This window comes from Streptomyces sp. NPDC055239 (assembly GCF_053606205.1).
The window spans coordinates 21,186-46,744 of record NZ_JBSGRD010000016.1 but is presented as its reverse complement, the minus strand read 5'-3'; the positions used below and the strand labels follow the sequence as shown (position 1 = coordinate 46,744).

The following is a 25,559-nucleotide window of genomic DNA, read 5'->3' as shown; positions in this document are numbered from 1 at the left end:
TGTGCTCCTTGCGTGTGCCGTACGGGGAGGTTGTCGTGCGGAGGCGGAGGCGGAGGCGGAGGCGGAGGCGGAGGCGGAGGCAGGGGAGGGGGAAGGACTGTCAGCGGACGCTTTGGACGCGCAGGACCGCGACCGCGCCGAGCACCCCGAAGGCCGCCGCGGCGGGGAACAGTGCCTGGTAGCCGCCCAGTCCCAGGACCACGACTGCGGCGATGGCCGGCGCGAGAGCCTGCGGCAGGGCGGCGGCGATGTTGACGACGCCGAGGTCGCGGGCGAAGGACTGCTGGGAGGGCAGCACTTGGGAGATGAGGGCGGTGTCCACGCCCTGGAAGCAGCCGAAGCCGATGCCCACCAGGAACGCCATCACGAGCATCCCGGTCACCGTGGGCACGGCCAGCGGGATGAGCATGGCGCAGCCGATGAGGGCGGCCGAGGCCACGACGAACGGCTTTCGCCTGTCGAGCCGGTCCGACAGCGGCCCGCAGACGAGCGTGGACGGCAGTATTCCGGTGACCCCGGCCAGGGCGAGCTCGGGAACGTGGCCGATGGCCTCGTCCCCGAGCCCGATGTAGTCCTGGAGGATGTAGAGCTTGTAGCCGAGCACCAGGAAGTACGACTGGTAGGTGCAGAGCCGGCCGACGAACACCCAGAAGAAGTCCGGGTGTTTGCGGGGGTCGGGCAGCAGGTCCCGCAGGAACTCGCCCACCCGGAAGGGCTCTTGCGGCATGTCCCGGCTTGAGCGGTCCGGGTTGACGATGACGAAGACGGTCACCACGACGGCCGAGAAGCCCGCGAGCAGTACGTACGCCAGGGTGATGCGGTCTTCCAGGACGGCGCCGAGGAACTGTCCGAGAAGCGAGCCGCACATCGACCCGAGCCCGAGCACGGCCGCGTACTGGCCCCGCTTCGCGGTCGGCACCCGGTCGGGCATCACCGCGGACAGCGGACTCATCGCGAAGTTGTAGCCGATGTGCACGAAGCACCAGGCGGCCAGGATCGCGGGCACGGAGCTCATGAACGCCATGGCGACCAGCGCCGTGCCGCCGGTCAGTGCCCCGGCCACGATCCACGGAGCACGCCTGCCGAACCGGGAGCGGGTCCGGTCCGAGACCGCACCGGCGACGGGCTGCGCCACCATCGCGACGATCGCGCCCAAGGTGGTGACCAGCGCGAGGGTGCCGACCTTCGCGTCCTCGCCGACCGTGCGCTGGATCTGCAGGGCCAGCAGGATGCTGGGCACGGCCCCCCAGACGAGGGCGATGCTCAGGCCCGCGGGCCCAGCGCAGACCATCATGCGCCACAGCGGACGGCCATGGACGGTGGGTGCCTCAACGAGTCCTTGCACGGGCGGGCCTTCTCTCGGCCGGCCACGACGGTGTGCGCCGGCTGTGGGCGGTGCGGATGGTGCGGATGTCGCAAAACAGTACGGCGTACTGTTTTAGTCGGCAAGGGTCGGCAAGGGTCGGCAAGGGTCGGCAAGGGTCGGCAAGGGTCGGCAAGGGTCGGCAAGGGTCGGCAAGGCCTGAAACCGTGCGGCGCATAGGCTGACCCCGTGACGACGAAGAACTCGTACGCCAAGGGAGTGGCCAAACGGGAGGAGATCCTCCGGACCACGCTGGAGATCTTCGGCCGCGAGGGCGAACGCAACACCACGCTGCGTACGGTCGCCAAGGAGAGCGGCATCAGCCTCACCGGCCTGATGCACTACTTCGACTCCAAGGACCACCTCCTCATCGAGGTCCTGCGCGCGAGCGACCGGGGGGCAGAGGTCCGCTTCTACGCGCCGGACGCCGTACGCGACCCGGGCGAGCTCCTCGCGGCGGCGCTGACGGCGAACAGCGAGAATGCGGCCCGCGCGCGGCTGTACGTCACCCTCGTCGCCGCGGCGACCGACCCGGCCCACCCGGCGCACGCCTACTTCAAGGAGCGCTTCGCCCGCCTGCGCACCGCCATCGCCGACCACCTGGCGGCCGAGGAGCGCGCGGGCCGTACCCGCCCCGGCATCGACCCGGACTTCACCGCGTCGGCGATCGTCGCCGCGTCCGACGGCATCATGCTCCAGTGGCTGAGCGACCCCGGCATCGACATGGCCGACCACGTCCGCCGCGTGTGGCGGATGCTCACCTCCTGACCTTCACGGCCCGGCCGTCCTGAATCCGCAGTTCCCGCTGCTGGAAGCAGGCGTGTTGGCCGAGCGGGCGGCCACCCGATAGCGGTGGCAGTAGGAGTGGTGGCACAGGTAGGAACCGCCGCGCATCACCCGGCGGTCGCCGCTGTGCGGCCCCTGCGGGTCGGCCGCGGGTGACTGCGCGTAGTAGTCCTTGGCGAACCAGTCGGCGCACCATTCCCAGACGTTCCCGGCGACTTCGTACAGGCCGAAGGCGTTGGGCGGGTACGTGCGCACGGGGGCGGTGGCGACCCAGCCGTCGGCGCCGGTGTTCTCGTACGGGAAGCGGCCCTGCCAGATGTTGCACAGCCACCGTCCTTCGGGGGTCAGTTCGTCGCCCCAGGCGAAGCGGCGCCCTTCGACGCCGCCGCGGGCCGCGTACTCCCACTCGGCCTCCGTCGGCAGGCGCCGGCCCGCCCACGCGCAGTAGGCCGCGGCGTCGTCCCAGGCCACGTGCACCACGGGGTGGTCGGGCTCGGCGTCGGACAGCGGTCCGTGCGGGTGGCGCCAGTCGGCTCCCCGTACGTCGAGCCACCACGGGACGGCGGGGTCGGCCGCGGCGATGTCGGCCCGTTCTGCAGCCACCGCGAGGTGGAAGACCGCTGAGCTCCCCTCCCGCTCGGCCACGGTCACGTACCCGCTCTCCTCGGCGAAGGCCCGGAACATCGCGACGGTGACCGTCGTGACGTCGATGGCGAACGGGGTGAGCCGCACCGTGTGCACCGGCCGCTCGCCGTCCGCCGGATAGCCCTCGTCGAAGGCATCTCCCATCGCGAACACTCCACCACCCACGCGTACTTCGTCACGTACGGGCGGTTGAGCGGCCGGAATGGGAAGCGGGCGCGAGGCGGCGGCCCGGGAAGTCGATGCGCAGCAAACCCTTGTCGAATCCATTGACGTCTCCATGAAACCGAGTATATGAATTCGCACATAGGTGAAGATGCACATAGGGAGTTGACCGCGTGAAGTTCGAGCACGTCCTGCTGGGTCTGCTGGCGCGCCGCCCGTACAGCGGCTACGACCTGCGCAAGTGGCTTGAGACGGAAGGCCAGTTCGTGTGGGCGAAGGCCCACCACAGTCAGATCTACCGAAAGCTCGCCCAGATGGAGGCCGACGGCTGGGTGCGGCACGAGGTCGACTCCCGCGAGGGCCGACCCGACGCCAAGGTGTACCGGCTCACCGAGCGCGGAAGCGACGTCTTGCTGGAGTGGGTGCGTGCGCCGTACGAGCCGCTGACCCGTTTCCAGGACACGGACTTCACGGCCCGCCTCAGTGTGGCGGCGCCCCTCGACAGGAACGCGGCGATCGAACTCGTCAGGACGGAACTGGCCTACCGCCGCGCCCAGATCACCAAGAACCGCAACCGGGACCGCTCCCTGCACTACGAGGACCCGCTGCCGGGTCTCGACCGGGAGATCGACGCGTACGTCCACGATTCGCTCCACCTGCTCGGAGCGGGCGCGATGGACCAATGGGTCGCCTGGCTGGAGCAGGCCCTGCTCCGCCTGACGGCCGGGAGCGACAGAGACGACTGAGGCGCAGAGCCGACTGACGCACAGAATCGAGACGGCACCACCATGACCGAGCTCAGTGAAAGCACTCCGACGCCCTCAACAGGCCTCCTCACGAACGGCGTTCAGGTCAAGGGCCGCAATCGGCAGCTCGCCCTGCTCGGCGGCACCATGCTGGTCGACAACACCGAGGCCAGCCTGGTCAGCAGCCTGTTCCCGCTCATCAAGCAGTCCCTCGGCGTCTCGCTCGGCGCCCTGGGCATCCTCACCGCGGCCAGCAAGCTCGTGGGCGTGTTCGCCGGTCCCTTCTGGGTGTGGGCGGCCCAGCGCCACTCACGCAAGAGCGTCCTCGTCGTGGCCACCGGCCTGTGGGGCGTCTGGGGAGTGGCCGCGGGCTTCTCCCAGAACTTCACCCAACTCGTGATCCTCTACACGATATTGGCCGCGGGTTACGCCGCCGCGGGCCCGCTCATCACCGAGGTCATCGGCGACCTCTTCGGCGGCTCGTCCCGAGGCCGTGCCGTCGGCATCGTGTACGGGACGGTATCGCTGGTCAGTGCGGTGATCGGGCCGCTCAAGGGGCAGCTCGCGGGGGTGGACGAGGGCTGGCGCTGGGGGCTGTGGGGCATCGGCGGGTTCAACGTCCTGCTCGGTCTCGCCCTGCTGATCTGGTTCCGCGACCCGGGCCGGGGCGCGGCCGAGGAGCAGCTCGCCGACCTCGACAGGGCCACCCGTGAAGCCCACTCGAAGCTCACCTGGGCCAAGGCGTTCTCGCTCCTCAAGATCCGCAGCCTGCTCATCCTGATCGTCTCGCGGCTGCTGTCCGGACATCTGCTGGTGATCACGTTCGGCGTGGTGTTCCTGGTGGACGTGCACGGCTTCAGCACCCAGAAGGCCGCGTTCGTCACCCTGCCCTTCGGCGTCGGCTACTTCCTCGGAACCCTCCTGGGCGGCGCCGCCAACGACTGGTCGTCCCGGCGCAGCCCCCGCTACGGGCCGGTCGCGGTCCTCCAGGCGGCACAGGTCGCCTTCGCCGTCTTCGCCTTCTTCGGCACTCAGTTCCACTACGACAGCATCCTCGTGTACGGCATCTTCTTCGCCCTGCTCGGCGCTTCACAGGGGATCAATCCGAGCGTCAACCGGCCGATGGTCATGGCCATCACCCCGCCCGAACTGCGGGGTGCCGCCTTCGCGCTGTACCTCTCCATCGCCGAGGCCATCGCCTGGGCGGGCTACAGCCTCAGCGCTGGCTTCCTCGCCGACGCCCTCGGACTCCGCGTCGTCTTCCTGGGGGTCCTGGTGATCCTCATGCTGGTGAACGGCCTCTTCCTCACCCTGCTCTACCGCCCGTACGCCGCCGACACGGCCCGCGTACAGCAAGACCTGGACTCCCGCCGCAGGGACGCCCTGGCTTCTCCCGAAGCCTGAGGCCCGTAGGCATCCTCCGCAGCCCGCCTGCCCCCCCCCAAGAGAGAAAGCACCTCATGACACACGCACGCCTCCTCCCCGACGGATTCCTGTGGGGCGCTTCCACCGCAGCCCACCAGATCGAGGGCGGCAACACCAACAGCGACTGGTGGGAGTTCGAGCACTGGGCGGACCCCTACGTCAATGAGCCCAGCGGCGACGCCTGTGACAGCTACCACCGCTGGCGCGAAGACATGGACCTGATGGCCCAACTCGGCTTCACCGACTACCGGTTCAGCATCGAGTGGGCCCGCATCGAGCCCGCCCCCGGCGAGTTCTCCCGCGCCGCCATCGCCCACTACCGGCGCATGGTGGAAGGCGCCCGGGAGCGCGGGCTGCGGCCCATGGTGACCCTGCACCACTTCACGGCCCCCCGGTGGTTCGCCGAGCGCGGCGGCTGGGCCGCCGCCGGATCGGACGACCTGTTCGCCCGCTTCCTCACCGCAGCCGCCCCCATCTACGCCACCGACGTGACACACGCCTGCACCATCAACGAACCCAACATCCTCGCCGTCATGGCCACCGCGCAGGCCGCCCTCGCCTCCGGCCGGGCCGCGTCCTTCGCCGACAACCCGCCCTCCCCGGACGGACCCACCACCGACGCCCTGATCCGGGCGCATGCCCGCGCAGTCGAGACCGTCAAGTCCCTCGCCCCGCACGTGCAGACCGGCTGGTCCATCGCCAACCTGGTGTGCCAGCCCCTGCCCGGAGCCGAGGACGCCGCCGACGCCTACCGGCACCCTCGGGTGGACGTCTTCCTCGAAGCCGCCCGAGGCGACGACTGGCTCGGCGTCCAGGCGTACACCCGTACGCTCATCGGTCCGCAGGGCCGCCTGCCCGTGCCCGAGGACGCGGAACGCACCCTCACGGGATGGGAGTACTACCCCCGGGCCCTGGGGCAGGCCGTGCGGCACAGCGCCTCCGTGGCCCCCGGCACCCCGCTGATCGTCACCGAGAACGGCCTCGCGACCGGCGACGACACCCGCCGCATCGACTACACCGCCGTCGCCCTGAGCACCCTCGCCGACGCCATGGACGACGGCATCGACATCCGCGGCTACTACCACTGGAGCGCCCTGGACAACTACGAATGGGGCCGCTACGCACCGACCTTCGGCCTGATCGCCGTCGACCGCGAGACCTTCGTACGTACCCCCAAGCCCTCCGCCGCCTGGCTCGGCGCCGCAGGACGCACCCGCATCCTGCCCACCGCACGCTGAGCCCGACCCCCGCACGAGAGGAGCATCCCCCGTCATGAAGGCGATCATGGTGATGTTCGACAGCCTCAACCGGCACCTGCTGCCCCCGTACGGCGGTGACTGGACCCACGCCCCCAACTTCGCCCGGCTCGCCGCGCGCACGGTGTCCTTCGACAACGCGTACGCGGGCTCGATGCCCTGCATGCCTGCCCGCCGCGAGATACACACCGGCCGCTACAACTTCCTGCATCGCAGCTGGGGCCCCCTGGAGCCGTTCGACGACTCGATGCCCGAACTGCTCAAACAGAACGGCGTGTACACCCATCTGGTCAGCGACCACCCGCACTACTGGGAGGACGGCGGCGCGACATATCACGGCCGGTACCACACCTGGGAGTTCTTCCGCGGGCAGGAGGGCGACGCCTGGAAGGGGCACGTGGCGGACCCGCCGATGCCGGAGAACCTGAAGAAGCTCCGCTCGGAGGGCTTCCGGCAGGACTGGGTGAACCGCGCCTACATGGGATCCGAGGACAAGCACCCGCAGACCCTCACCTTCGACGCCGGTCTGGAATTCATTGAGACCAACCAGGCAGAGGACCGCTGGTTCGTACAGATCGAGACGTTCGACCCGCACGAGCCGTTCTTCAGCCACCAGCAGTACAAGGACCTCTACCCGCACGACTACGCAGGCCCGCACTTCGACTGGCCCGACTACGCCCGGGTCACGGAGACCGACGACCAGATCGAGCACGCCCGCTACGAGTACGCGGCCCTGCTGTCGATGTGCGACCGCTCCCTGGGGCGCGTCCTGGACACCATGGACGAGCTCGGCCTGTGGGACGACACCCTGCTCATCGTCAACACCGATCACGGCCTGCTGCTCGGTGAGAAGGGCTGGTGGGGCAAGAGCGTCCAGCCCTGGTACAACGAGCTGGTCAGGCTCCCCCTGTTCGTGTGGGACCCCCGGGCACGGGACGCGGCGGGCGAGCACCGGCAGGCCCTGGTCCAGACGATCGACCTCGCGCCGACGCTCCTGGACTACTTCCGGGTCGACGTACCGGCCGACATGCAGGGCCTGCCGCTGCCGGTCGCCGACGACACCGCCGTCCGCGAGGCCGGTCTCTTCGGCATCCACGGCGGACACGTCAACATCACCGACGGCCGGTACGTCTACATGCGGGCGCCCGCGTCGCCCGACAACTCACCGCTGTACGAGCACACCCTGATGCCCACCCACATGCGCGGCCGGTTCTCCCCGGCCGAGTTGGCCGGCGCCGAACTCACAGAACCCTTCTTCTTCACCAAAGGCGTGCCCACCCTGCGCACCCGGGGCCGGACCTTCTTCAACCCGTACCGGCACGGCACGCTCCTCTTCGACCTGGAGACCGATCCCGGCCAGGGCACCCCGCTCGTCGACGACGCCGCCGAGCTGAGGATGGCCACCCTCATGGTGGAGTTGATGCGTGCCACGGACGCACCGCCCAGCCAGTACGAACGGCTCGGGCTGCCCGCCGAGGGGCCGGTGGGCGCGGAACACTTGCTCGCCCGCGCCCAGGCCGTCCTGGCGGGCGAAGCGGCCGAGCCGCTGCCCCGCGCCGACGACTACCCTGCCGGCCGCCTGTCACTGCGCTCTCCCGTCAAGGCGCTGATGTCCGACCCGGTCGCGGTGGAGGTGCTGCGCCGTCACATGCCGGGACTCGTCGACTCCGAACTCCTCCAGGCCGTCGGGGCAACCCCGCTCATCGACCTGGTCGCGCTCGCGGGTGGGATGCTTCCCCCGGCGGGTCTGCGGAGGGTGGCGGAGGAACTGGCCGCGCTCTGAGCCTGTCCGGCACTCCGTCCGGCAATCGGGTTCTGCCGACGATTCCGTGATCCGGACGGTTGAGCGGCGGCCGGTGCGGGCCTGCTGGTGTGTGCCGGAGCCATGGTGATCACCCGAGTCATACCCCCTCAGCGCCAGGCGCCTGAACTCCCCTCATTCTGCTTCGTGTTGGTGAGGGGGTGCGTGGGGTCGCGGTCGTGCAGGCCCGCATCTCCCGCGCCTCCGGACGGAGGCACCGCCCACTTCCGGGAAGCAGCACGGGAGTCGCATCTCGAAGGCGACTTGCACGGCGGGCCCGCACGAGAGGGCGCAGCTCAGACCTATTCGGTGGTCACACGCGGGTGGTCGGCGGTGAGCTTGGCCATGTCCTCGATGTCTGAAGTCAGGATGGTGATGTGGGACCGCTCCGGCCCGGAACCGGTCCGTCGCAGCCCAAGAGCGATCAGCGCCGTGAGTACGAAGATCGCGGCCTCGTAGGCCATGGCGTGGGCGAACGCCGCGTTCGCACCGCTCGCCGGCGCGAAATAGGCAAGCCCGGCCGCCGTCACCCCGATCGAGCCGCCGAGTTGCTGGGCCGTGGGCAGCAGGCCGGACACCGAACTCGCGGCGGCGCCCCGCACACCCGCGAGGACCAGCGTGAACACCGCGGCCGTGAACAGGCCGAACGCGGCGCCACCGGCCGCCAGTACCGGCAGTGCCGCATGGCGCCCGGGCCCGGTGCCGATGAGCGGTGCGAGCGCCACGGCCGTGCCCGCAAGGACGAGCGCGGCGGCCGTTAGTGCCGTCGCGCCAAGGCGGCGGGAGAGGGCCGGGGCGGCACGGCTGCCCACGACGGCCGCGGCGGCGAACGGCGCCGACACCAGCGCGGCTGACAGCGCCGAATACCCGAGAGCTGACTGCAGATGCAGGAACAGCAGGTACGTGAACGACGGGACTCCGGCGTTGAAGACGAACACGAGCAGCACGCCCCGCCGCGCGGTCCCGTCCCGCAGGACCGACGGGTGGATCAGGGGGTCCGGCCGGTGCCGGAGGGTGTGGACGAAGCAGGTGAGGGTCACCGCGGCCATGGCGAAGGAGGCCCAGGTCCACCAGGGCCAGCCGGCCTCCCGGCCCAGCGCGCACGGCAGGACCAGCGTGGCGAAGCCGGTGGTGGCAAGCGCCGCTCCCACCCAGTCCACGCGTTGTCCGTCCGTACCGCGCGTAGGAGGCAGCAGGGCTGCACCCGCCAGCGAGACGAGTGCCACGGGGACCGTGACCAGGAAGACCGCGCGCCAGCCGAGGCCGAAGAGGTCGGCGCCGACGAGCAGCCCGCCGATGAGCGGTCCGGCAAGCGAGGCCACGCCCATCGTGGCGCCGTACAGGGCGAGGGCCCGTGGGCGGCGGTCCGGCGAAACGCCGGTGCGGATGAGCGAGAGCACCTGCGGGGCGACCAGGCCGCTGCCCGCACCCTGCACAAGGCGGGCCGCGATCAGCCATCCGGCGCCGGGCGCGGCGGCGCAGGCCACCGAGCCGGCCGTGAAGACCGCGGTGCCAAGGACGAACAGCCGCCGGTAACCGTAGCGGTCGCCAAGGCGTGAGGCAGTGATGAGCAGGCACGCGTACGCCAGGGTGTATCCGGCCAGGATGAGCTGCACCGCGCCGGGGCCCGCGCCCAGGCCGGACTGGATGGCCGGAGCGGCGATCTGCGCGATCGTGACGTTGAGCAGCTGCACGAAGGTGGCGCTCAGCACCACCGGCAGCAGGAAGCTTCGGCCGTTCACCGGACCAGGGCCTCGGCGAGTTCCTGCGGGCGGGCGGCGAACGGGCTGTGGCTGCCGGGAAGTGTGCGGACGGTGAACGGCTCGCCCGGCATGGCCAGGTCGGCCTCCGCGATCATCAGGTCCTGTGCGGCCGTCGGCAGTGCCCGGTCGTCCGCGCAGCGCAGGAAGGTGCGCGGGATACGGCCCCACCGTGCCGCGGTCAGGGTGACGGGGGTCGCCGGGACGGCAAGCGGCAGATCGGGGCTGAGCGCGGAGCGCCAGCGGTCGAAGTGGCCGGCGGGCGTGTCGTGGTAGTGGGTCTGCCGCAGCTCCTCGACGTAGGCGGGGTCCGACGAGAGCGGGTCGATCCGTACGGCCCCCAGCGCCTCGGGATCACCGAGGTTGAGGCCCTGCCCCAGTGCGGTGGCGTTCTCGGGCGCGCTCAGGTAGTCGAAGAACCGGGGGCGGCCCGCGGGGACGAACGCGGAGAGGTAGACGACGTGGTCGACAAGATCGGGCGCGCGCTCCGCAGCCAGTGACGCGGGACCGCCGCCCGCGCTGTGCGCGACGAGCACGACGCGACCGTAGCGGCGGACCCGGCGCAGCGTGTCCAGGACGGCATCGGCGCAGTCGTCCATTGTCACGTCGGCGAGCCGTGACCTCTCGGTCAGCAGACCGGGGCGGCCGGGCAGCAGATACCCGCTGGGCAGGGGAGCGCCGAAGCCGTGCCCGGGCAGGTCCACGGCAATGCTCGCGGCACCGAGACCGGCGAGCGCCCGCTGCGTCGCCGCCCACTGCCACGAGCCGTGCCAGGCACCGTGGACCAGGACAAAGACGGTGCTGTTCAGATCGGTTTCCGTGTAGGGAGTCATGGCCCCCATCTCAAGCGATCACGGCGGATCGATCCAGGGAAAGATATGGCACGCTGGGTGGCGATACTTTGCGTGTATGGATGGGGTGGTCATGGAAGCACGGCATCTGCGGTACGCGCTCGCCCTCGCCGAGCACGGGCACTTCGGCCGGGCCGCCCGCGCGCTGGGTATCGCGCAGCCCCCGCTGTCCAAACAGATCGCCGACCTGGAGCGCGAGACCGGGGCCCGGCTGTTCGACCGTACGCGCCAGGGCGTGTTCCCGACCGCCGCGGGCGAGGCGTTCCTCGCCCGGGCGCGGCGGGCGCTGGAGGAGATGGCGGCGGCCAAGGCCGACGCCGACCGGGCGGCGCGCGGCGAGACGGGCCGACTGCGGCTTGGATTCATCGCCTCCGCGCTGCTCGATCCGCTCCCGGACGTCCTGGGCCGGTTCGGCCGTGAGCGGCCCGACGTGCGCCTTGAGCTGCACGAGATGGCATCCCGCCGCAGTGCCGCCGCTCTCGCCGCCGGAGAACTGGACGTGGCCGTCACCCTCGGACCGCCCCGGGGTGCCGGGGCCGAGCATCTGGTGTCCGTCCCCGTCGGGCACGACCATCTGATCGCCGTGGTCGGCAGCGCGCACCCCTACGCGGGCCAGGCATCGGTGAGCGTGGACCAGCTGCGGCGCCAGCCGCTGATCGTGGCCGCCGGGGAGGACGAGCCCGCCATCGCCACCGGGCTGCGCGTCCTGCTGGGCGAGGACGCCGCAGCGCTGGAAGGTGCCACGGTGGCCAGGGACGTGCACACGATCATGGGCCTGGCCGCCTGCGGGGTCGGCGTGGGCCTCGGGCCTTCCCGTATGCGGGAGGCTCCGAGGCCGGGGATCCGGTTCTGCGAGGTGACGCCGCGAACGGCGCTGCCCGACCTGGTCCTGTCCTTCGCCGACCAGGACCGCTCCCCGGCCCTCGGCGCCTTCCTCGACACCGTTCGCCGGAACTGCCCCGACGTCGGTGCCGCGCTCGATCTGCCGTTGGGCCGGGCCTGAGTAACGCCTCCGTGTGCGCAAGATCCTGATGAAATCGAGCAAGAACTTCGCGTGAAGAGTCGGGCACTGTGATGTATATCGGCCCGGCGCTGCACCCTTTTGGCCAGGGATGTGGCGTCGGCGGCGGCTGTGTGGGCTGAACTTGCCTGGGGTGTAACGGAGTTGAGGGACGTGCGCGAAGCGTTGACATTCCTGGGGTGTGCGGCAAATCTGTGCTCTCGTGGGCGCAATAAATCGACTGGACTCAGCAAAATCCCTATGTGAGTCGTGAGTTCGTGTCGGGTGATCCGGCCGCCCAGGAACCCCCCGCTCCTCCCCGCGCTGCGTGGACAAGGCGCACCGCGGCACCGCAGCTCCCCCCCCGTGGAACAGAGGACGCCATGAGATGGAAGCAACGCAGCCGACGGCTGATCACCGTCGCGCTCAGTGCCGGCCTGATAGCCCTCGGCCTCGTGCCCGTCAGTGCGGGCACGGCCGCCGCGCGGCCCGCGGCCGAGCCCGTGAACCTCGCTCTGAACAAGCCGATCGAGGCGTCCTCGTCGACGCAGAACTACTTCGCCACGAACGCCAACGACAACAGCACGAGCACCTATTGGGAGTCGAGCGGCCATCCGTCGACGCTGACGGTGAAGCTCGGCGCCAACGCCGATCTCCAATCGGTCGTCGTCAAGCTCAACCCCGACGCGGCCTGGTCGACGCGTACGCAGAGCATCGAGGTGCTCGGGCGTGAGCAGTCCGCTCAGGGCTTCAAGTCGCTCAAGTCGCGCGCCGATTACTCCTTCAGTCCCTCCGGGAGCGACCGGAACTCCGTGACCATTCCGGTCACGGGCCGGTACGCCGACGTCCAGCTGAAGATCTTCAGCAACAGCTCCGGATACGGCGCCCAAGCGGCCGAGTTCCAGGTGCTGGGGACCCCCGCGCCCAATCCCGACCTGACCGTCTCGAACCTCACCTGGGATCCCGCGAAGCCCTCCGAGAGCGACGCGATCAACGTGAACGCCACGGTGCGCAACACCGGCAACGCTGCCGCCGCCGCGACCACGGTGAACGTCAGCCTCGGCGGCACCGTCGCGGGCAGTGCTCCGGTGCCCGCGCTCGGCGCCGGTGAGTCGGCCGTCGTCAAGGTGGGCATCGGCAAGCGTGCGCAGGGGAGTTACACCGTCTCCGCGGTGGTCGACCCGAGTGACACGATCGATGAGCAGAACGACGACAACAACAGTCGTACCGCCGACAAGAAATTGACGGTCGGTCAGAGTCCTGGGCCCGACCTCGAAGTCACCGGGATCACCTCCAACCCGGCGAACCCCGCCGTGGGCGCCAAGGTCACCTTCGCCGTGAAGGTCCACAACCGCGGCACCAGCGGTGTGAGCGCGGGGTCCGTGACCCGGCTGACCGTGGGCGGTGACACCCTCAACGGCACCACTGCGGCCATCGCCGCCGGTGAGACGGTCACCGTCAGTGTCGGCGGCAGCTGGACCGCCACCAGCGGCGGCGCCACGCTCACCGCGACCGCCGACGCCACGAACACGGTCGCCGAGACCAACGAGAACAACAACGTCTTCGCGCGCTCCATCGTGGTCGGGCGCGGGGCTGCCGTGCCGTACGTCGAGTACGAGGCGGAGGACGGGCGGTACGAGGGCACGCTGCTCGAGGCCGACGCCGTGCGCACCTTCGGGCACACCAATTTCGCCACCGAGTCATCGGGGCGCAAGTCCGTGCGCCTCAACTCCACCGGTCAGTTCGTGGAGTTCACTTCCACCAGTGCCGCCAACTCCATCGTCGTACGCAACTCCATACCCGACGCTCCGGGTGGCGGCGGGCAGTCGAAGACCCTCAGCCTCTACGCGGACGGTAAGTTCGTGCAGAAGCTTGACCTGTCCTCCAAGCACAGCTGGCTGTACGGCAACACCGACCAGCCCGAGGGTCTGACCAACACCCCGGGCGGCGACGCGCGGCGGCTCTTCGACGAGTCGCACGCACTGCTCACGCAGACGTATCCGCAGGGCACCAAGTTCAAGCTGCAGCGCGACGCCGGTGACGACGCCGCGTTCTACATCGTCGACCTGATCGATCTGGAGCAGGTGGCGCCCCCGGCGAGCAAGCCCGCCGAGTGCACTTCGATCACCGAGTACGGAGCGATCCCGAACGACGGCATCGACGACACGACCGCGATCCAGCGGGCCGTGACCGCCGACCAGAAGGGCGACATCGCCTGCGTGTGGATCCCGGCGGGGCAGTGGCGCCAGGAGCAGAAGATCCTCACCGACGACCCCTTGAACCGGGGGCAGTTCAACCAGGTGGGCATCCGTGACGTGACGGTCCGCGGCGCGGGCATGTGGCACTCCCAGCTGTACACGCTGACCCCGCCGCACGAGGCGGGCGGCATCAACCATCCGCACGAGGGCAACTTCGGCTTCGACATCGACGACAACACCAAGATCTCCGGCATCGCCATCTTCGGCTCGGGCGCCATCCGGGGCGGCGACGGCAACGCGGAGGGCGGCGTCGGCCTCAACGGTCGCTTCGGCAAGAACACCAAGATCAATGATGTCTGGATCGAGCACGCCAACGTGGGTGCCTGGGTCGGCCGCGACTACAGCAACATCCCGGAGCTGTGGGGTCCCGGCGACGGCCTGGAGTTCAACGGCATGCGCATCCGCAACACGTACGCGGACGGGGTCAACTTCACCAACGGCACCCGCAATTCCACTGTCTTCAACTCCTCCTTCCGCAACACAGGTGATGACGCCCTCGCTGTGTGGGCGAGTAAATACGTGAAGGACACGTCGGTGGACGTCGGCCACGACAACGCCTTCCGCAACAACACCGTGCAGTTGCCCTGGCGCGCCAACGGCATCGCTGTGTACGGCGGTTACGGCAACAAGATCGAGAACAATCTCGTGTACGACACCATGAACTACCCCGGCATCATGCTCGCGACCGACCACGACCCGATCCCCTTCACCGGGCAGACGCTGATCGCGAACAACGGGCTCTACCGGACCGGCGGCGCTTTCTGGAACGAGGACCAGGAGTTCGGCGCCATCACCCTGTTCGCCCAGGGCCCGGACATCCCCGGTGTCACGATCCGCGACACCGACATCCATGACTCGACGTACGACGGCATCCAGTTCAAGACGGGTGGCGGTGCCATGCCGGACGTGAAGATCTCCGACGTGACGATCTCCAAGTCCAACAACGGCTCCGGCGTCCTGGCCATGGGCGGCGCACGCGGCAGCGCGACGCTCACGGACGTGACGATCAGCGGTTCACGCGACGGCGACATCTTCAAGGAGCCCGGGTCGCAGTTCGTGATCAACGGAGGGGGTGCGAAGAAGTCCCCCGTCCGGGCGTTCACCGCCCGGTAGCGGCGGCCTGTCTCAGGGAGTGTGGAGGAGCCGCTCCGCCGCCGCGCGACCCGTGGCGACACAGGCGGCTACTCCCACCCCCTCGTACAGTGCCCCGCACAGTTCGACACCGGGAAGCTTGCCGATCGCGTCTCTGATGGCGGCGACGCGATCGGCGTGCCCCACCTCGTACTGGGGCAGGCCCTGCGGCCAGCGGGTGACCTTGGAAGCCAGCAGGTCACCCAACGGCCCCAGGGCCGCGGTCAGTTCCGCCAGTGCGGAGTCGACCAGGCGCCGGTCGTCGAGGTCGAGCAGGTGCTCCTCGCCCACCCGGCCCACCGAAGCGCGCAGGATCAGCTTCGAGGGCGCCTCGGCACGCTGCCAGGCCCATTTGTGGGAGAGGACGGTGGCCGCCTTGATCGTGCGGCCGTCCACCGGGGGCACGAGGAAGCCGTTCAGGTGCGGCGACGGGCCTTTCCCCGTACGGGCGAACGCCATGGTGAGCACGGCCGATCCGGCGTAGCGGACGCCGTCGAGCTCGGCCTCCGCCGCCGGGGAGTGCGGGCCGATGAGCGTGGCAGCGGCGGGCGCGGGCAGGGCGACGATCACCGCGTCGGCGTCAAGGGTCGTCGGGCCGCGGTCGGTGGCCGCGTGCACCCGCCAGCGGTTGACCGCGGTGCGTTCCAGGGCGAGAGCGGTGCTGTGGACGAGGACGCGGGCACCGCTCGCGGCGGCCACCGCGCGGGGCAGTCGGCCGGTGCCGCCCGCGATGCCGCGGACCACACTCGCCTTCGGGCCAGGCGCCGTGCTCCGGCTGTCCCGGCGGCGGCGCAAGGTGGCGAGCAGGGATTCGTCCGAGGCGGCGACCGGGGCGAGGAAGGGCATCGCCGACCGCAGGGAGAGCTGGTCGGTGCGGCCCGCGTAGATCCCGCCGAGGAGCGGTTCCACCAGGCGGTCCACCGCTTCCTGACCGATCCTGGGGGCGAGGTAGCCCGCAATGCTGATGTCCGTTCCGTCGGTGAGGACGGGATGAGCGGGGATCGCCTCCTCCTGGGCGAGCCTGGCGAGCCCTTCGTCGGACAGCAGCCCGGTGCCGGTGAGGGCGGCCGGGTCGGCGGGGATGCCCATCATGTGGCCCGCGGGCAGCGGGCGCAGTGCGCCCCGGGTCCAGAAGGTGACGGGGGCGGGCGCCGGGTCGCACAGGCTGCCGCCGAGACCGACCTCCTCCGCGAGCCGTACGGCTTCGGGACGTATCGCCATGATCGACTCCGCGCCCTCGTCGACGGGGATGCCCGCCAGGGAGCCGGTGCGCAGCTTGCCGCCCACGCGGTCGCTCGCCTCCAGGACGGTGACCTCGGCCTTGCCGCGCAGTTCCCAGGCGGCGGCCAGGCCGCTGATGCCTCCGCCGATGACGATCACAGAGCGCATGTGGACTCCTCGGTGGGGCTGTTCAGGGAGGTGTGCGGCCCCGGCTCGTACGCGCACCACGGGTCCGCCGCCAGGTGGTCCCCGGTGACGGCGTAAGCCCGTGAGCGCGAGCCGCCGCACAGCGACCGGTACTCGCAGCGGCCGCACTTGCCGCGCAGCAGTCCGGGGTCGCGCAGCTCCGTGAAGAGCGGGGACGTGCGGTAGATGTCGGTCAGCGGGCGCTGCTTGACGTTGCCCGCGGACAGCGGCAGGAAGCCGCTGGGCGTGACGTCGCCGGTGTGCGAGACGAAGACGAAGCCGCGCCCCGACGAGATGTCCATGGGGGGTCGCCGGTTCGTGCGCCGCTCGCCGTCGAAGAGCCCGAGGGCGGCGGCACGTGCCGTGAGGCGTGCGTGCAGGTCTCCGGTGCGGGGGGCTTCGCCCCGCTCGGCGAGTGCGGTCCGCTGGAGCACGACGCGCCGGAAGTGGTGGCCCTCGGTGGTCTTGGTGGCCATGAACGCCCCGCAGTCGTAGAGGAAGTGCAGTACGTCCTCGGTCTCGGCGGGGGTGAGTGAGGCGAGGTCGGCGCCACGCCCTGTGGGCACGAGGAGGAACCCGGACCAGAGCATGGCCCCTTCCCGGCGGACGAGGGCGGCGATGTCGGCCAGGTCGTCGAGGCTGTGTCGCGAGACCGTGGTGTTGATCTGCACCTTCAGGCCGAGGTCGTGAGCCGTTCGCCAGCCCCGCAGCGTGAGGTCGAAGACCCCGTCGACGCCCCGGAAGGCATCGTGCCGCGCGGCGGTGGAAGCGTCCACGCTGAGCGAGAGGGCGACGGCGCCCGCATCGCTCACCGCCGTCAGGTTCTCCCGTGTGAGGGTGGGCGTGCCGGACGGCGAAACGGCGACACGCAGCCCCAACCCCGTTCCGTACGAGACGAGTTCGGCGAGATCGGGGCGCTGGAAGGGGTCGCCTCCCGTGATGACGAACAGCGGGTGGGGTCGCCCGAAGGCGGCGATCTGGTCCATCAGGGCGCGGGCCTGTGCCCCGTCGAGCTCGTGCGGACTTCGCCGGGTGTTGGCCTCGGCCCGGCAGTGCAGGCAGGCCAGCGGGCAGGCCCGGGTCGCCTCCCAGATGACCAGGAACGGGCGGTCCGCGACGGCGTGCCGTGGCGTGCGCACCAGCTTGTCGGGGGCCGCCGTCACCGCCGCGCCCTGGCCCGTCATCGGACCCGCTCCCAGCCGCGCCGTTCCGGGCGCGGGGTGAGCCGCTTCGGGTCCCGGCTGCGGTAGACGACGTAGGGGCGCAGGACGTACCGCACCGGGGCGCTGAACATGTGCACGAGACGCGAGTAGGGAATGAGCGCGAACAGGGTGAAGCCGAAGAGGATGTGCAGCTTGAAGGCGAGCGGCGCGCCCGCCATCAGCGTGTAGTCGGGCGAGAAGGCGAACAGTGAACGGAACCACGGCGATATGCCCTCGCGGTAGTTGTAACCGTCCGTCGCACCAGTGGAGTTGAGGATCGTGGCCAGCAGCCCGAGGACGATCGCGCCGAGCAGGAACGTGTACATCAGGTGGTCGCTGCGCAGCGTGGCCCGGCGCACGGCGGGCACCGTCAGACGGCGGTGGACGAGCACCCCGATCCCGACGACGGCCGCCGCGCCCGCGACGGCGCCGGTACCGACCGCCACCAAGTGGTACGTGTGGTCGCTGACGCCGACCGCGTCGGTCCAGCTCTGCGGGATCAACAGGCCCACGACATGGCCGAGCACGACGAACAGCATCCCGAAGTGGAACAGCGGCGAGCCGATCCGCAGCAGCCGCGACTCGTGCAGCTGGGAGGAGTGGCTGGTCCGGCCGAACCGGTCGTAGCGGGCGCGCCAGACGGTGCCCGAGATCAGCAGCGCGATCGAGACGTAGGGCAGCACGCCCCACAGGAGGAGATCGGTCATGCCGACGGCCTTTCGGGGATTCCGTTCGCGACGGAGGGGGTGGGCCAGGGCAGGTCGATGACGGCGCCGAAGGGCTCCAGCGGTGAGCCGATGCCGACGAGTTCCTGCGGCGGCCCCTTGCGGGCCATCGCCTTGGCCTCCTCCCTGGTGCGCGGGGAAGGGCCGGGGAGTGTGGTGCAGAGCGCCTCGAGGACCGCCGCGTAGGGGGTGTCCGCCGCCGCGACGGCAAGACGCAGCAGCTCAAGACCGACCCGGTGCTCCTCAAGGAGGGCGGTGCCCGCGTCCGGACGGCGGGCGGCGAAGTCGAGGACGACGGGCAGGAAGTCGGGCAGTTCCTCGTCGGCGTACCGCAGGCCGTGCTCGCGGTAGATCTGCTTGACGCGTACGAGGGACATGCCGCGCCGGCGCGTGTCGCCGTCCGCCCACCAAGTGAGGTAGAGACAGCGGCGGTTACGGGTGTCGAAGGTGGCCGTGTAGTGCGCGCACAGGTCGAGCGGCTCGGTGGCGGCGACATGATCGAGGAACCCGGCGAGGAGTGCGGCGGCCTCGGGCGGCGCTTCGTCGAGCGCCGTGCGCAGGGCGGGCAGATCCGCGTAAAGCCGGTTCTCGGGATACTCCAGGCAGCGGCCGACGATCAGCCGGGTCACGTCATCGGCGGTGACCGGCGCTGTCACGGATTCTGCGGCGGGCGCGCTCATGCGCTCCTCCGGGTGGCTCCGAGATTGAGCAGGACGCGGGCGGGGGACCCGGCGGCCACATCGGGAAGCCCCGCGACCGGGCAGCCCGCCTCAGCCGGATCCGACGCGCCTTCCAACGGATGCGCCTCCGCGAGCGCGTCCGCGTCCGCGCGCGCCGCGCTGGGCACCACGAAGCGGTCCTCCAGCTTGGCCACGGCGAGCAGCCGGAACATGTCGCGCATCTCGACCCCCGTAAGGCCGACCGCACGGGCGATGCTCTCGTCGGGCTCCTCACCGAGGTTGATCCGCCGCATGTAGGCGCGCATGGCGGCCATCCGGTGCAGCACGGCGTCGACGACGTCCGTGTCCCCGGCGGTGAGGATCTGCGCCAGGTACTCGACGGGTATGCGCATGGCGTCTATCGCCCCGAAGAGGTTGCCCGCGTCCTCGCCGTCGTGCCCGGACGCGGCGACGGCCTCGACGACGGGGGAGAGCGGCGGCACGTACCAGACCATCGGCATCGTGCGGTACTCCGGGTGCAGCGGCAGCGCGACCTGGTAGGTGGCGATCAGGTCGTACACGGGGGAGCGGCGGGCCGCCGCGAGCCACTCGTCGGAGATGCCGGACGCGCGCGCGGCGGCCTGCACGGCAGGGTCGTACGGATCGAGGAAGCAGTCCAACTGGGCCGGATACAGGTTGTGTTCGTCCTCCACGGCGGCCGCATCCGCGACCTTGTCCGCGTCGTACAGCATGACCCCGAGATAGCGCATCCGGCCCACGCAGGTCTCCGAGCACACGGTGGGCATGCCGACCTCGACGCGCGGGAAGCAGAACGTGCACTTCTCGGCCTTGCCGGTGGCGTGGTTGAAGTAGACCTTCTTGTACGGGCAGCCGCTCACGCACATCCGCCAGCCCCGGCAGGTGTCCTGGTCGACCAGGACGATGCCGTCCTCGGAGCGCTTGTACATCGCGCCGGACGGGCACGCGGAGACGCACGCGGGGTTGAGGCAGTGCTCGCAGATGCGTGGCAGGTAGAACATGAAGGACTGCTCGAACTCGAAGCGGATCTTCTCGCCCACCTCGTCGCGGATCTTCTCCACGATCGGGTCGCGCGGCCCGTGCTCGGGCGCGCCGCCCAGGTTGTCGTCCCAGTTCGGACCCCATTCGATCTTCTCCATGGGGGCGCCGGTGATCTGCGAGACGGGGCGGGCGGTGGGCAGGTCGTCGCCCGCCGGAGCATCGGTGAGGTTCTTGTACTCGTAACTCCACGGCTGGTAGTAGTCGTCGAGCCCCGGCAGGTCCGGGTTGGCGAAGATGCTGCCCAGGCGCTTGGCACGGCCGCCGGAGCGCAGCCGCAGCTTGCCGGAGCGGGTGCGCTCCCAGCCGCCCTTCCACTTCTCCTGGTCCTCCCAGCGGCGGGGGTAGCCCTGGCCGGGGAGGGTCTCGACGTTGTTGAACCAGACGTACTCGGTGCCCTGCCGGTTGGTCCACGTCTGCTTGCAGGTGACCGAGCAGGTGTGGCAGCCGATGCACTTGTCGAGGTTCATCACCATGGCGATCTGGGCCATGACGCGTCCGTGTGTGACTCCGTCGCGGGGCATCAGTACTGCACCTCCTGCGCGCGGCGCCGTACGACGGTGACCTCGTCGCGCTGGTTGCCGGTCGGGCCGAGATAGTTGAACGCCCAGGTCAACTGGGCGTATCCGCCGATGAGATGGGTGGGCTTGAGCATCACGCGGGTGAGCGAGTTGTGGATGCCGCCGCGCTTGCCCGTCTTCTCGGTGCGCGGGACGCCCACCGTGCGCTCCTGGGCGTGGTTCATGTAGACGGTGCCGGGCGGCATCTTGTGGGAGACGATCGCGCGGGCGGTGACGACGCCGTTGCGGTTGACCGCCTCGATCCAGTCGTTGTCCGCCACGCCGATCGACTCGGCGTCCTGCGGGGACATCCAGATCGTCTGTCCGCCCCGGCCGAGGGACATCATGTACAGGTTGTCCTGGTACATGGAGTGCACGGCCCACTTGTTGTGCGGGGTGAGGTAGCGCACGGCGACCGTCTTCTCGTCGACCTGGCCCAACTGCGGTTCTCCGTACAGGCGGTGCATGTTGAGCGGCGGCTTGTAGACGGGCAGTGCCTCGCCGACCTCGTGGATCCAGTCGTGGTCGAGGAAGAAGTGCTGGCGGCCTGTGAGGGTGTGCCAGGGCTTGAGGTGCTCGGTGTTGACGGTGAACGCGGTGTAGCGCCGACCGCCTGACTCGCTGCCCGACCACTCGGGCGAGGTGATGACGGGGACAGGGCGGGCCTGGGTGTCGGCGAAGGTGACGCGCTTGCCCTCGGCCTCCGCCGCCAGATGCGCCATCTCCGTACCGACCTTCTTTTCCAGGGTCTCGAAGCCCTGCTTGGCGAGGCGCCCGTTGGAGGTTCCTGAGAGCGAGAGGATCGCCTCGCAGGCGCGCTGGGCGGTGTCGATGCGGGGCCGCCCTTCGGTCACCCCGCCCCGGACCGTGCCGTTCTTCTCGCCGAGGTAGCCGACTTCCTCGCCCACGTCGAAGGTGATGGCCTTGGTGGTGACGCCGAGGGTGTCGATCAGCGGGCCGAGCGCGGCGAACTTCTCGCCGACGGCGCCGTAGTCGCGCTCTACGACCGCCAGGTTGTACATGGTGCGCCCCGGCACCGGCTCGCACTCGCCCTTCGACCAGTCGAGCGCGACCCCGCCGGGCTGCGCCATCTCCCCGCCGGGAGTGTCGTGTTGGAGGGCCGTCGCCACCACGTCCTTGCGTACGCCGAGGTGCTCGGCGGCCAGCTCGCTGAACCTGCGGGCGAGCGTCAGGAAGGCGTCGAAGTCGGAGCGGGCCTGCCAGGGCGGGTCGACCGCCGGGGTGAAGGCGTGCAGGAACGGGTGCATGTCGGTGGAGGACAGGTCGTGCTTCTCGTACCAGGTGGCGGCCGGGAACACGACGTCGGCGAGCAGCGTCGTGGACGTCATGCGGAAGTCCATGGCGAGCAGCAGATCGAGCTTGCCCTCGACGTCCTTCGGGTGCCAGGTGACGTCGCGCGGCGCACAACGGGGGCCGTCGTCGGGCAGGTTGGAGTGCGTGCCGAGCAGATGCTTGAGGAAGTACTCGTTGCCCTTGGAGCTCGACCCGAGGAGATTTGCCCGCCATACGGTGAGCACCCGTGGCCAGTTGCCGGGCGCGTCGGGATCTTCTCCCGCGAACTTCAGCCGCCCCGACTTGAGTTCGTCGACGGTGTGCTGAACGGGGTCGTCGGCATCGCCGAGTTCGAGGGGGTTGCGGTCGAAGGTGGGGTAGGAGGGCATCCAGCCCATGCGGGCTGACGCGGCCAGGCAGTCGGCGCCGCTCATGCCCTCGAAGTGCCCTTCGGCCAGCGGTGACGCGAGGGACTCGGCGGGCAGGGTGTCGTAGCGCCACTGGTCGGTGTGCAGATAGAACCAGCCCGCGCCGATCATGTGGCGCGGCGGCCTCGCCCAGTCGGCGCCGCTCGCCAGGGTGGCCCAGCCGGTGACGGGGCGGCACTTCTCCTGGCCGACGTAGTGGCCCCAGCCGCCGCCGTTGCGGCCCTGGCAGCCGGTGAGGGTGAGCAGGGCGAGGAACGCGCGGTAGATAGTCTCGGAGTGGAACCAGTGGTTGGTCCCCGCCCCCATCAGGATCATGCAGCGGCCCTTGGACTGCTCGGCCGTCTGCCCGAACTCCCTTGCCACGCGTGCCGCTTGGGCGGCCGGAACCGAGGTGAGGGTCTCCTGCCAGGCGGGGGTGCCGGGCTGCGAGGCGTCGTCGTACGAGGTGGGCCACTGGCCGGGCAGGCCGTCGCGGGCGACGCCGTACTGCGCGAGCATGAGGTCGAAGACGGTGGTGACGAGGTGCTCGCCGATCCGCCGGACCGGGACGCCGCGCCGCACGGTGGTGTCCGCGTCCTCCTCGAAGCGGGGGAGCACGATCTCGGCGGTGTCCGCGCCCGCCTGGCCGGTCTCTCCGTACAGCGTGAGGCGGGGGACGGTCTCGCCCAGGTCGAGGTTCCACTCGGGCGTTTCGTTACTGCCCCAGCGGTGACCGAGGGTGCCGTTCGGTACGACGGGTTCGCCGGTCGTGTCGTCGACGAGGACGGTCTTCCAGCGGGCGTTCTCGGTGGACTCACCGAGGTCGGACGCGTTCAGGAACTTGTGCGGGACAAGCCCCTGCTCCGTCTCCCGCAGGGTGACAAGGAACGGCAGATCGGTGTAGCGACGTACGTAATCCGTAAAGAATTGCGTCTGCCGGTCGACGAAGAATTCCTTGAGGATGACGTGGCCCATCGCGAGGGCGAGCGCGCCGTCCGTTCCGGGGTGCGGATGTATCCACTCGTCGGCGAATTTGGTGTTGTCCGCGAAATCAGGGGACACGGTGACGACCTTCTGGCCGCGGTAGCGCGCCTCTGCCATCCAGTGGGCGTCCGGGGTACGCGTCACCGGGACGTTCGAGCCCCACATCATCAGATACGCGGCGTCCCACCAGTCGCCCGACTCCGGTACGTCGGTCTGGTCGCCGAACACCTGCGGCGAGGCCACCGGCAGGTCCGCGTACCAGTCGTAGAAGGACAGCATCGGGGCGCCGATGAGCGAGTGGAAGCGGGCCCCCGCCGCATGCGAGGCCATCGACATGGCGGGGATGGGGGAGAAGCCCGCGACGCGGTCGGGGCCGTGTTCCTTGATGGTGTGCACATGAGCGGCGGCGGCGATCTCCACCGCCTCCTCCCAGCTCGCCCGGACGAGTCCTCCCTTGCCGCGTGCCTGCTGGTAGGAGCGCCGCCGCTCCGGGTCGCGCTGGATGTCGGCCCAGGCGAGCACGGGATCCTTCAGGCGCTTCTTCGCCTCGCGGTACATCGTGAGGAGAGTGCCGCGTACGTACGGGTGGCGCACCCGCGTCGGCGAGTAGCTGTACCAGGAGAAGGAGGCGCCGCGCGGACAGCCGCGCGGCTCGTACTCGGGGCGGTCGGGGCCGACGGAGGGATAGTCGGTCGCCTGGGTCTCCCAGGTGATGATGCCGTCCTTGACGAAGACCTTCCAGCGGCAGGAGCCGGTGCAGTTCACGCCGTGGGTGGAGTGCACGACCTTGTCGTGGCTCCATCGGTCACGGTAGAAGGCCTCGCCGTCGCGCCCGCCGGTGCGGTGCACCGAGCGCAGGTCGTCGGAAACGTCGGCACGGCTGAAATACCGTCCGGCCTTGAGTAGCGTCTCCGCCGCTCCGCGCTGATTCTGCCGCAACGTGACCCTCCGAAATGGGAAAGACTCCGGCCATGACTTGCCGACAACTCGCCGGGAAATTCGGTGGCCTGTTCAGAGCCTATGCCCGCTCATCGGGCAGAACCCGGGGACTTAAGTCCCGGTGGGCAGTGACCTAATTCCGCAATTCGTGCTCCGCGCCCGTGACATGGTGGAACTCCGGGCCAAAAAGCGCACGGGAAAGGGCTTTTGGCCCGCAGGTCCGCAGACCCGCAGGGTCGGTCCGCAGGTCACTCCCGGAAGGTCTGTCTCTCATGAGCCGCTCCACGTGGATACCCGACCAGCACGGCGCCTGGGCCATGCTGGCCGTGCCGTTCGCGGCGGGCACCTTCCTCGGCGACCCGGGATGGCCGCACCTGCTCCTCTTCGCGTGCTGGCTGCTCGCCTACGCCGCCGCCTTCCACCTCCAGCAGCACCTCAGGCTGCGCCGCTGCTCCCGAAACCCCCGAGCCGCCGAACGCCACGTACGCCCGTTCCTCACCTTCGCCACCGCGCTCATCCTCCTCGGCACACCGCTCCTGGCGATGCGGCCCTGGCTGGCCGTGGCGGCAGCTGCGGCGTTTCCCTTCTTCGCGGTGAACACCTTCTACGCGCTGCGCAACCGGGAGAGGGCGCTGATCAACGGCCTCGTCGCGATTGTGCCCGCGTGCGCCATGCTTCTTGTCGCGCTGCGGCTCGGCGGCGGGACGCTCGGCGAGGGCGCGGGCCCGTTCGCCGCCTGCCTCCTCTACTTCGGCGGCACGGTCCTGTACGTGAAGTCCATGATCCGCGAGCGCCGCAACCACCGCTTCCGGTACGGCTCGATCGCCTACCACTGCGTGGCCCTGATCTGCGCGACGCTGCTGTCCCCGCCCCTCGCGGTGCTGTTCGCCCTCTGCCTGCTGCGGGCCGCGCTGCTGCCGGGCCGCGGACTGCGGATCCGCACCGTGGGGCTGATCGAGATGGGCCTGTCGTCGGTCCTGCTCGTGACGCTGCTCGTCTGCTGACGGCGGCCGGGTGGGGGCAGGGCGGGAGTCAGGGGTCGAAGGACCCTGGGGCGCGGGCCCTTCGGCGGGGTTCCGGCGACCCGGAGTGGCCCAGACTGAGTTTCGAGCGGAACCTACG

18 protein-coding genes are annotated in these 25,559 nt (G+C 70.2%); 8 read left to right on the top strand and 10 right to left on the bottom strand.

All coding sequences use genetic code 11. From position 1 onward, the window contains the following. Positions 1 to 100: 100 nt before the first annotated feature. Positions 101 to 1,345, bottom strand: coding sequence for an MFS transporter (locus ACWFRJ_RS37580; RefSeq protein ID WP_453541706.1), 1,245 nt, complete (start codon positions 1,343 to 1,345; stop codon positions 101 to 103). A gap of 207 nt (positions 1,346 to 1,552) precedes the next feature. Between ACWFRJ_RS37580 and ACWFRJ_RS37575 the strand changes: the two genes are divergently transcribed. Beyond that, positions 1,553 to 2,131 (top strand): TetR/AcrR family transcriptional regulator, encoded by a 579-nt coding sequence (locus ACWFRJ_RS37575; protein WP_453541703.1) that lies wholly within the window; start codon positions 1,553 to 1,555, stop codon positions 2,129 to 2,131. Positions 2,132 to 2,134: 3 nt separating this feature from the next. Here the strand turns inward: ACWFRJ_RS37575 and ACWFRJ_RS37570 are convergent, their stop codons facing one another. Then, positions 2,135 to 3,061, bottom strand: a complete 927-nt coding sequence (locus tag ACWFRJ_RS37570; RefSeq protein WP_453541700.1) for a formylglycine-generating enzyme family protein — start codon at positions 3,059 to 3,061, stop codon at positions 2,135 to 2,137. A 68-nt stretch (positions 3,062 to 3,129) separates the two neighbouring features. Between ACWFRJ_RS37570 and ACWFRJ_RS37565 the strand changes: the two genes are divergently transcribed. Genes ACWFRJ_RS37565 through ACWFRJ_RS37550 form a run of 4 tightly spaced genes read left to right on the top strand, consistent with a single transcriptional unit; the run spans position 3,130 to position 8,166 of the window. Next, positions 3,130 to 3,702 (top strand): PadR family transcriptional regulator, encoded by a 573-nt coding sequence (locus ACWFRJ_RS37565; protein ID WP_453541697.1) that lies wholly within the window; start codon positions 3,130 to 3,132, stop codon positions 3,700 to 3,702. A 42-nt stretch (positions 3,703 to 3,744) separates the two neighbouring features. After that, positions 3,745 to 5,106, top strand: coding sequence for an MFS transporter (locus tag ACWFRJ_RS37560; RefSeq protein WP_453541694.1), 1,362 nt, complete (start codon positions 3,745 to 3,747; stop codon positions 5,104 to 5,106). Between the two features lie 56 nt (positions 5,107 to 5,162). Further along, a complete protein-coding gene (locus tag ACWFRJ_RS37555) occupies positions 5,163 to 6,365 on the top strand; it encodes a glycoside hydrolase family 1 protein (RefSeq protein ID WP_453541691.1) in 1,203 nt (400 codons plus the stop codon). 34 nt (positions 6,366 to 6,399) lie between these two features. Beyond that, positions 6,400 to 8,166, top strand: a complete 1,767-nt coding sequence (locus ACWFRJ_RS37550) for a sulfatase (protein WP_453541688.1) — start codon at positions 6,400 to 6,402, stop codon at positions 8,164 to 8,166. Positions 8,167 to 8,486: 320 nt separating this feature from the next. On the opposite strand, the gene ACWFRJ_RS37545 is transcribed toward ACWFRJ_RS37550, so the two are convergent. Both ACWFRJ_RS37545 and ACWFRJ_RS37540 read right to left on the bottom strand, forming a co-directional pair. After that, positions 8,487 to 9,926, bottom strand: a complete 1,440-nt coding sequence (locus ACWFRJ_RS37545; protein WP_453541685.1) for an MFS transporter — start codon at positions 9,924 to 9,926, stop codon at positions 8,487 to 8,489. Then, positions 9,923 to 10,777 carry an alpha/beta hydrolase gene (locus ACWFRJ_RS37540; protein WP_453541682.1) on the bottom strand — a complete coding sequence of 285 codons (855 nt, stop codon included), beginning with the start codon at positions 10,775 to 10,777 and terminating at the stop codon, positions 9,923 to 9,925. The genes ACWFRJ_RS37545 and ACWFRJ_RS37540 overlap by 4 nt, the downstream gene beginning before the upstream one ends. A 91-nt stretch (positions 10,778 to 10,868) precedes the next feature. On the opposite strand from ACWFRJ_RS37540, the gene ACWFRJ_RS37535 reads away from it, so the two are divergent. Beyond that, positions 10,869 to 11,798 carry a LysR family transcriptional regulator gene (locus ACWFRJ_RS37535; protein ID WP_453542092.1) on the top strand — a complete coding sequence of 310 codons (930 nt, stop codon included), beginning with the start codon at positions 10,869 to 10,871 and terminating at the stop codon, positions 11,796 to 11,798. A 380-nt stretch (positions 11,799 to 12,178) separates the two neighbouring features. Beyond that, positions 12,179 to 15,166 (top strand): CARDB domain-containing protein, encoded by a 2,988-nt coding sequence (locus ACWFRJ_RS37530; protein ID WP_453541679.1) that lies wholly within the window; start codon positions 12,179 to 12,181, stop codon positions 15,164 to 15,166. A 12-nt stretch (positions 15,167 to 15,178) separates the two neighbouring features. On the opposite strand, the gene hemG is transcribed toward ACWFRJ_RS37530, so the two are convergent. Genes hemG through ACWFRJ_RS37500 form a run of 6 tightly spaced genes read right to left on the bottom strand, consistent with a single transcriptional unit; the run spans position 15,179 to position 24,437 of the window. Beyond that, positions 15,179 to 16,573: a protoporphyrinogen oxidase gene (gene hemG, locus ACWFRJ_RS37525; protein WP_453541676.1), complete on the bottom strand. Its 1,395-nt coding sequence runs from the start codon at positions 16,571 to 16,573 to the stop codon at positions 15,179 to 15,181. Next, the gene (locus tag ACWFRJ_RS37520) at positions 16,561 to 17,775 is read right to left on the bottom strand and encodes a TIGR04053 family radical SAM/SPASM domain-containing protein (RefSeq protein ID WP_453541673.1); all 1,215 of its coding nucleotides are present in this window, start codon (positions 17,773 to 17,775) and stop codon (positions 16,561 to 16,563) included. Before ACWFRJ_RS37520 ends, hemG begins: the two co-directional genes overlap by 13 nt. Then, entirely contained in the window at positions 17,772 to 18,500 is a 729-nt protein-coding gene (gene narI, locus ACWFRJ_RS37515; RefSeq protein WP_453541670.1) for a respiratory nitrate reductase subunit gamma, read from the bottom strand. The genes ACWFRJ_RS37520 and narI overlap by 4 nt, the downstream gene beginning before the upstream one ends. After that, positions 18,497 to 19,198 carry a nitrate reductase molybdenum cofactor assembly chaperone gene (gene narJ, locus ACWFRJ_RS37510; protein ID WP_453541667.1) on the bottom strand — a complete coding sequence of 234 codons (702 nt, stop codon included), beginning with the start codon at positions 19,196 to 19,198 and terminating at the stop codon, positions 18,497 to 18,499. The genes narI and narJ overlap by 4 nt, the downstream gene beginning before the upstream one ends. Next, positions 19,195 to 20,778 (bottom strand): nitrate reductase subunit beta, encoded by a 1,584-nt coding sequence (narH, locus tag ACWFRJ_RS37505; protein ID WP_453541664.1) that lies wholly within the window; start codon positions 20,776 to 20,778, stop codon positions 19,195 to 19,197. Before narH ends, narJ begins: the two co-directional genes overlap by 4 nt. Further along, on the bottom strand, positions 20,778 to 24,437 hold the full coding sequence (locus tag ACWFRJ_RS37500; protein ID WP_453541661.1) for a nitrate reductase subunit alpha: 3,660 nt from the start codon (positions 24,435 to 24,437) through the stop codon (positions 20,778 to 20,780). Before ACWFRJ_RS37500 ends, narH begins: the two co-directional genes overlap by 1 nt. A 272-nt stretch (positions 24,438 to 24,709) precedes the next feature. Between ACWFRJ_RS37500 and ACWFRJ_RS37495 the strand changes: the two genes are divergently transcribed. Further along, on the top strand, positions 24,710 to 25,441 hold the full coding sequence (locus ACWFRJ_RS37495) for a YwiC-like family protein (RefSeq protein ID WP_453541659.1): 732 nt from the start codon (positions 24,710 to 24,712) through the stop codon (positions 25,439 to 25,441). Positions 25,442 to 25,559 lie beyond the last annotated feature (118 nt).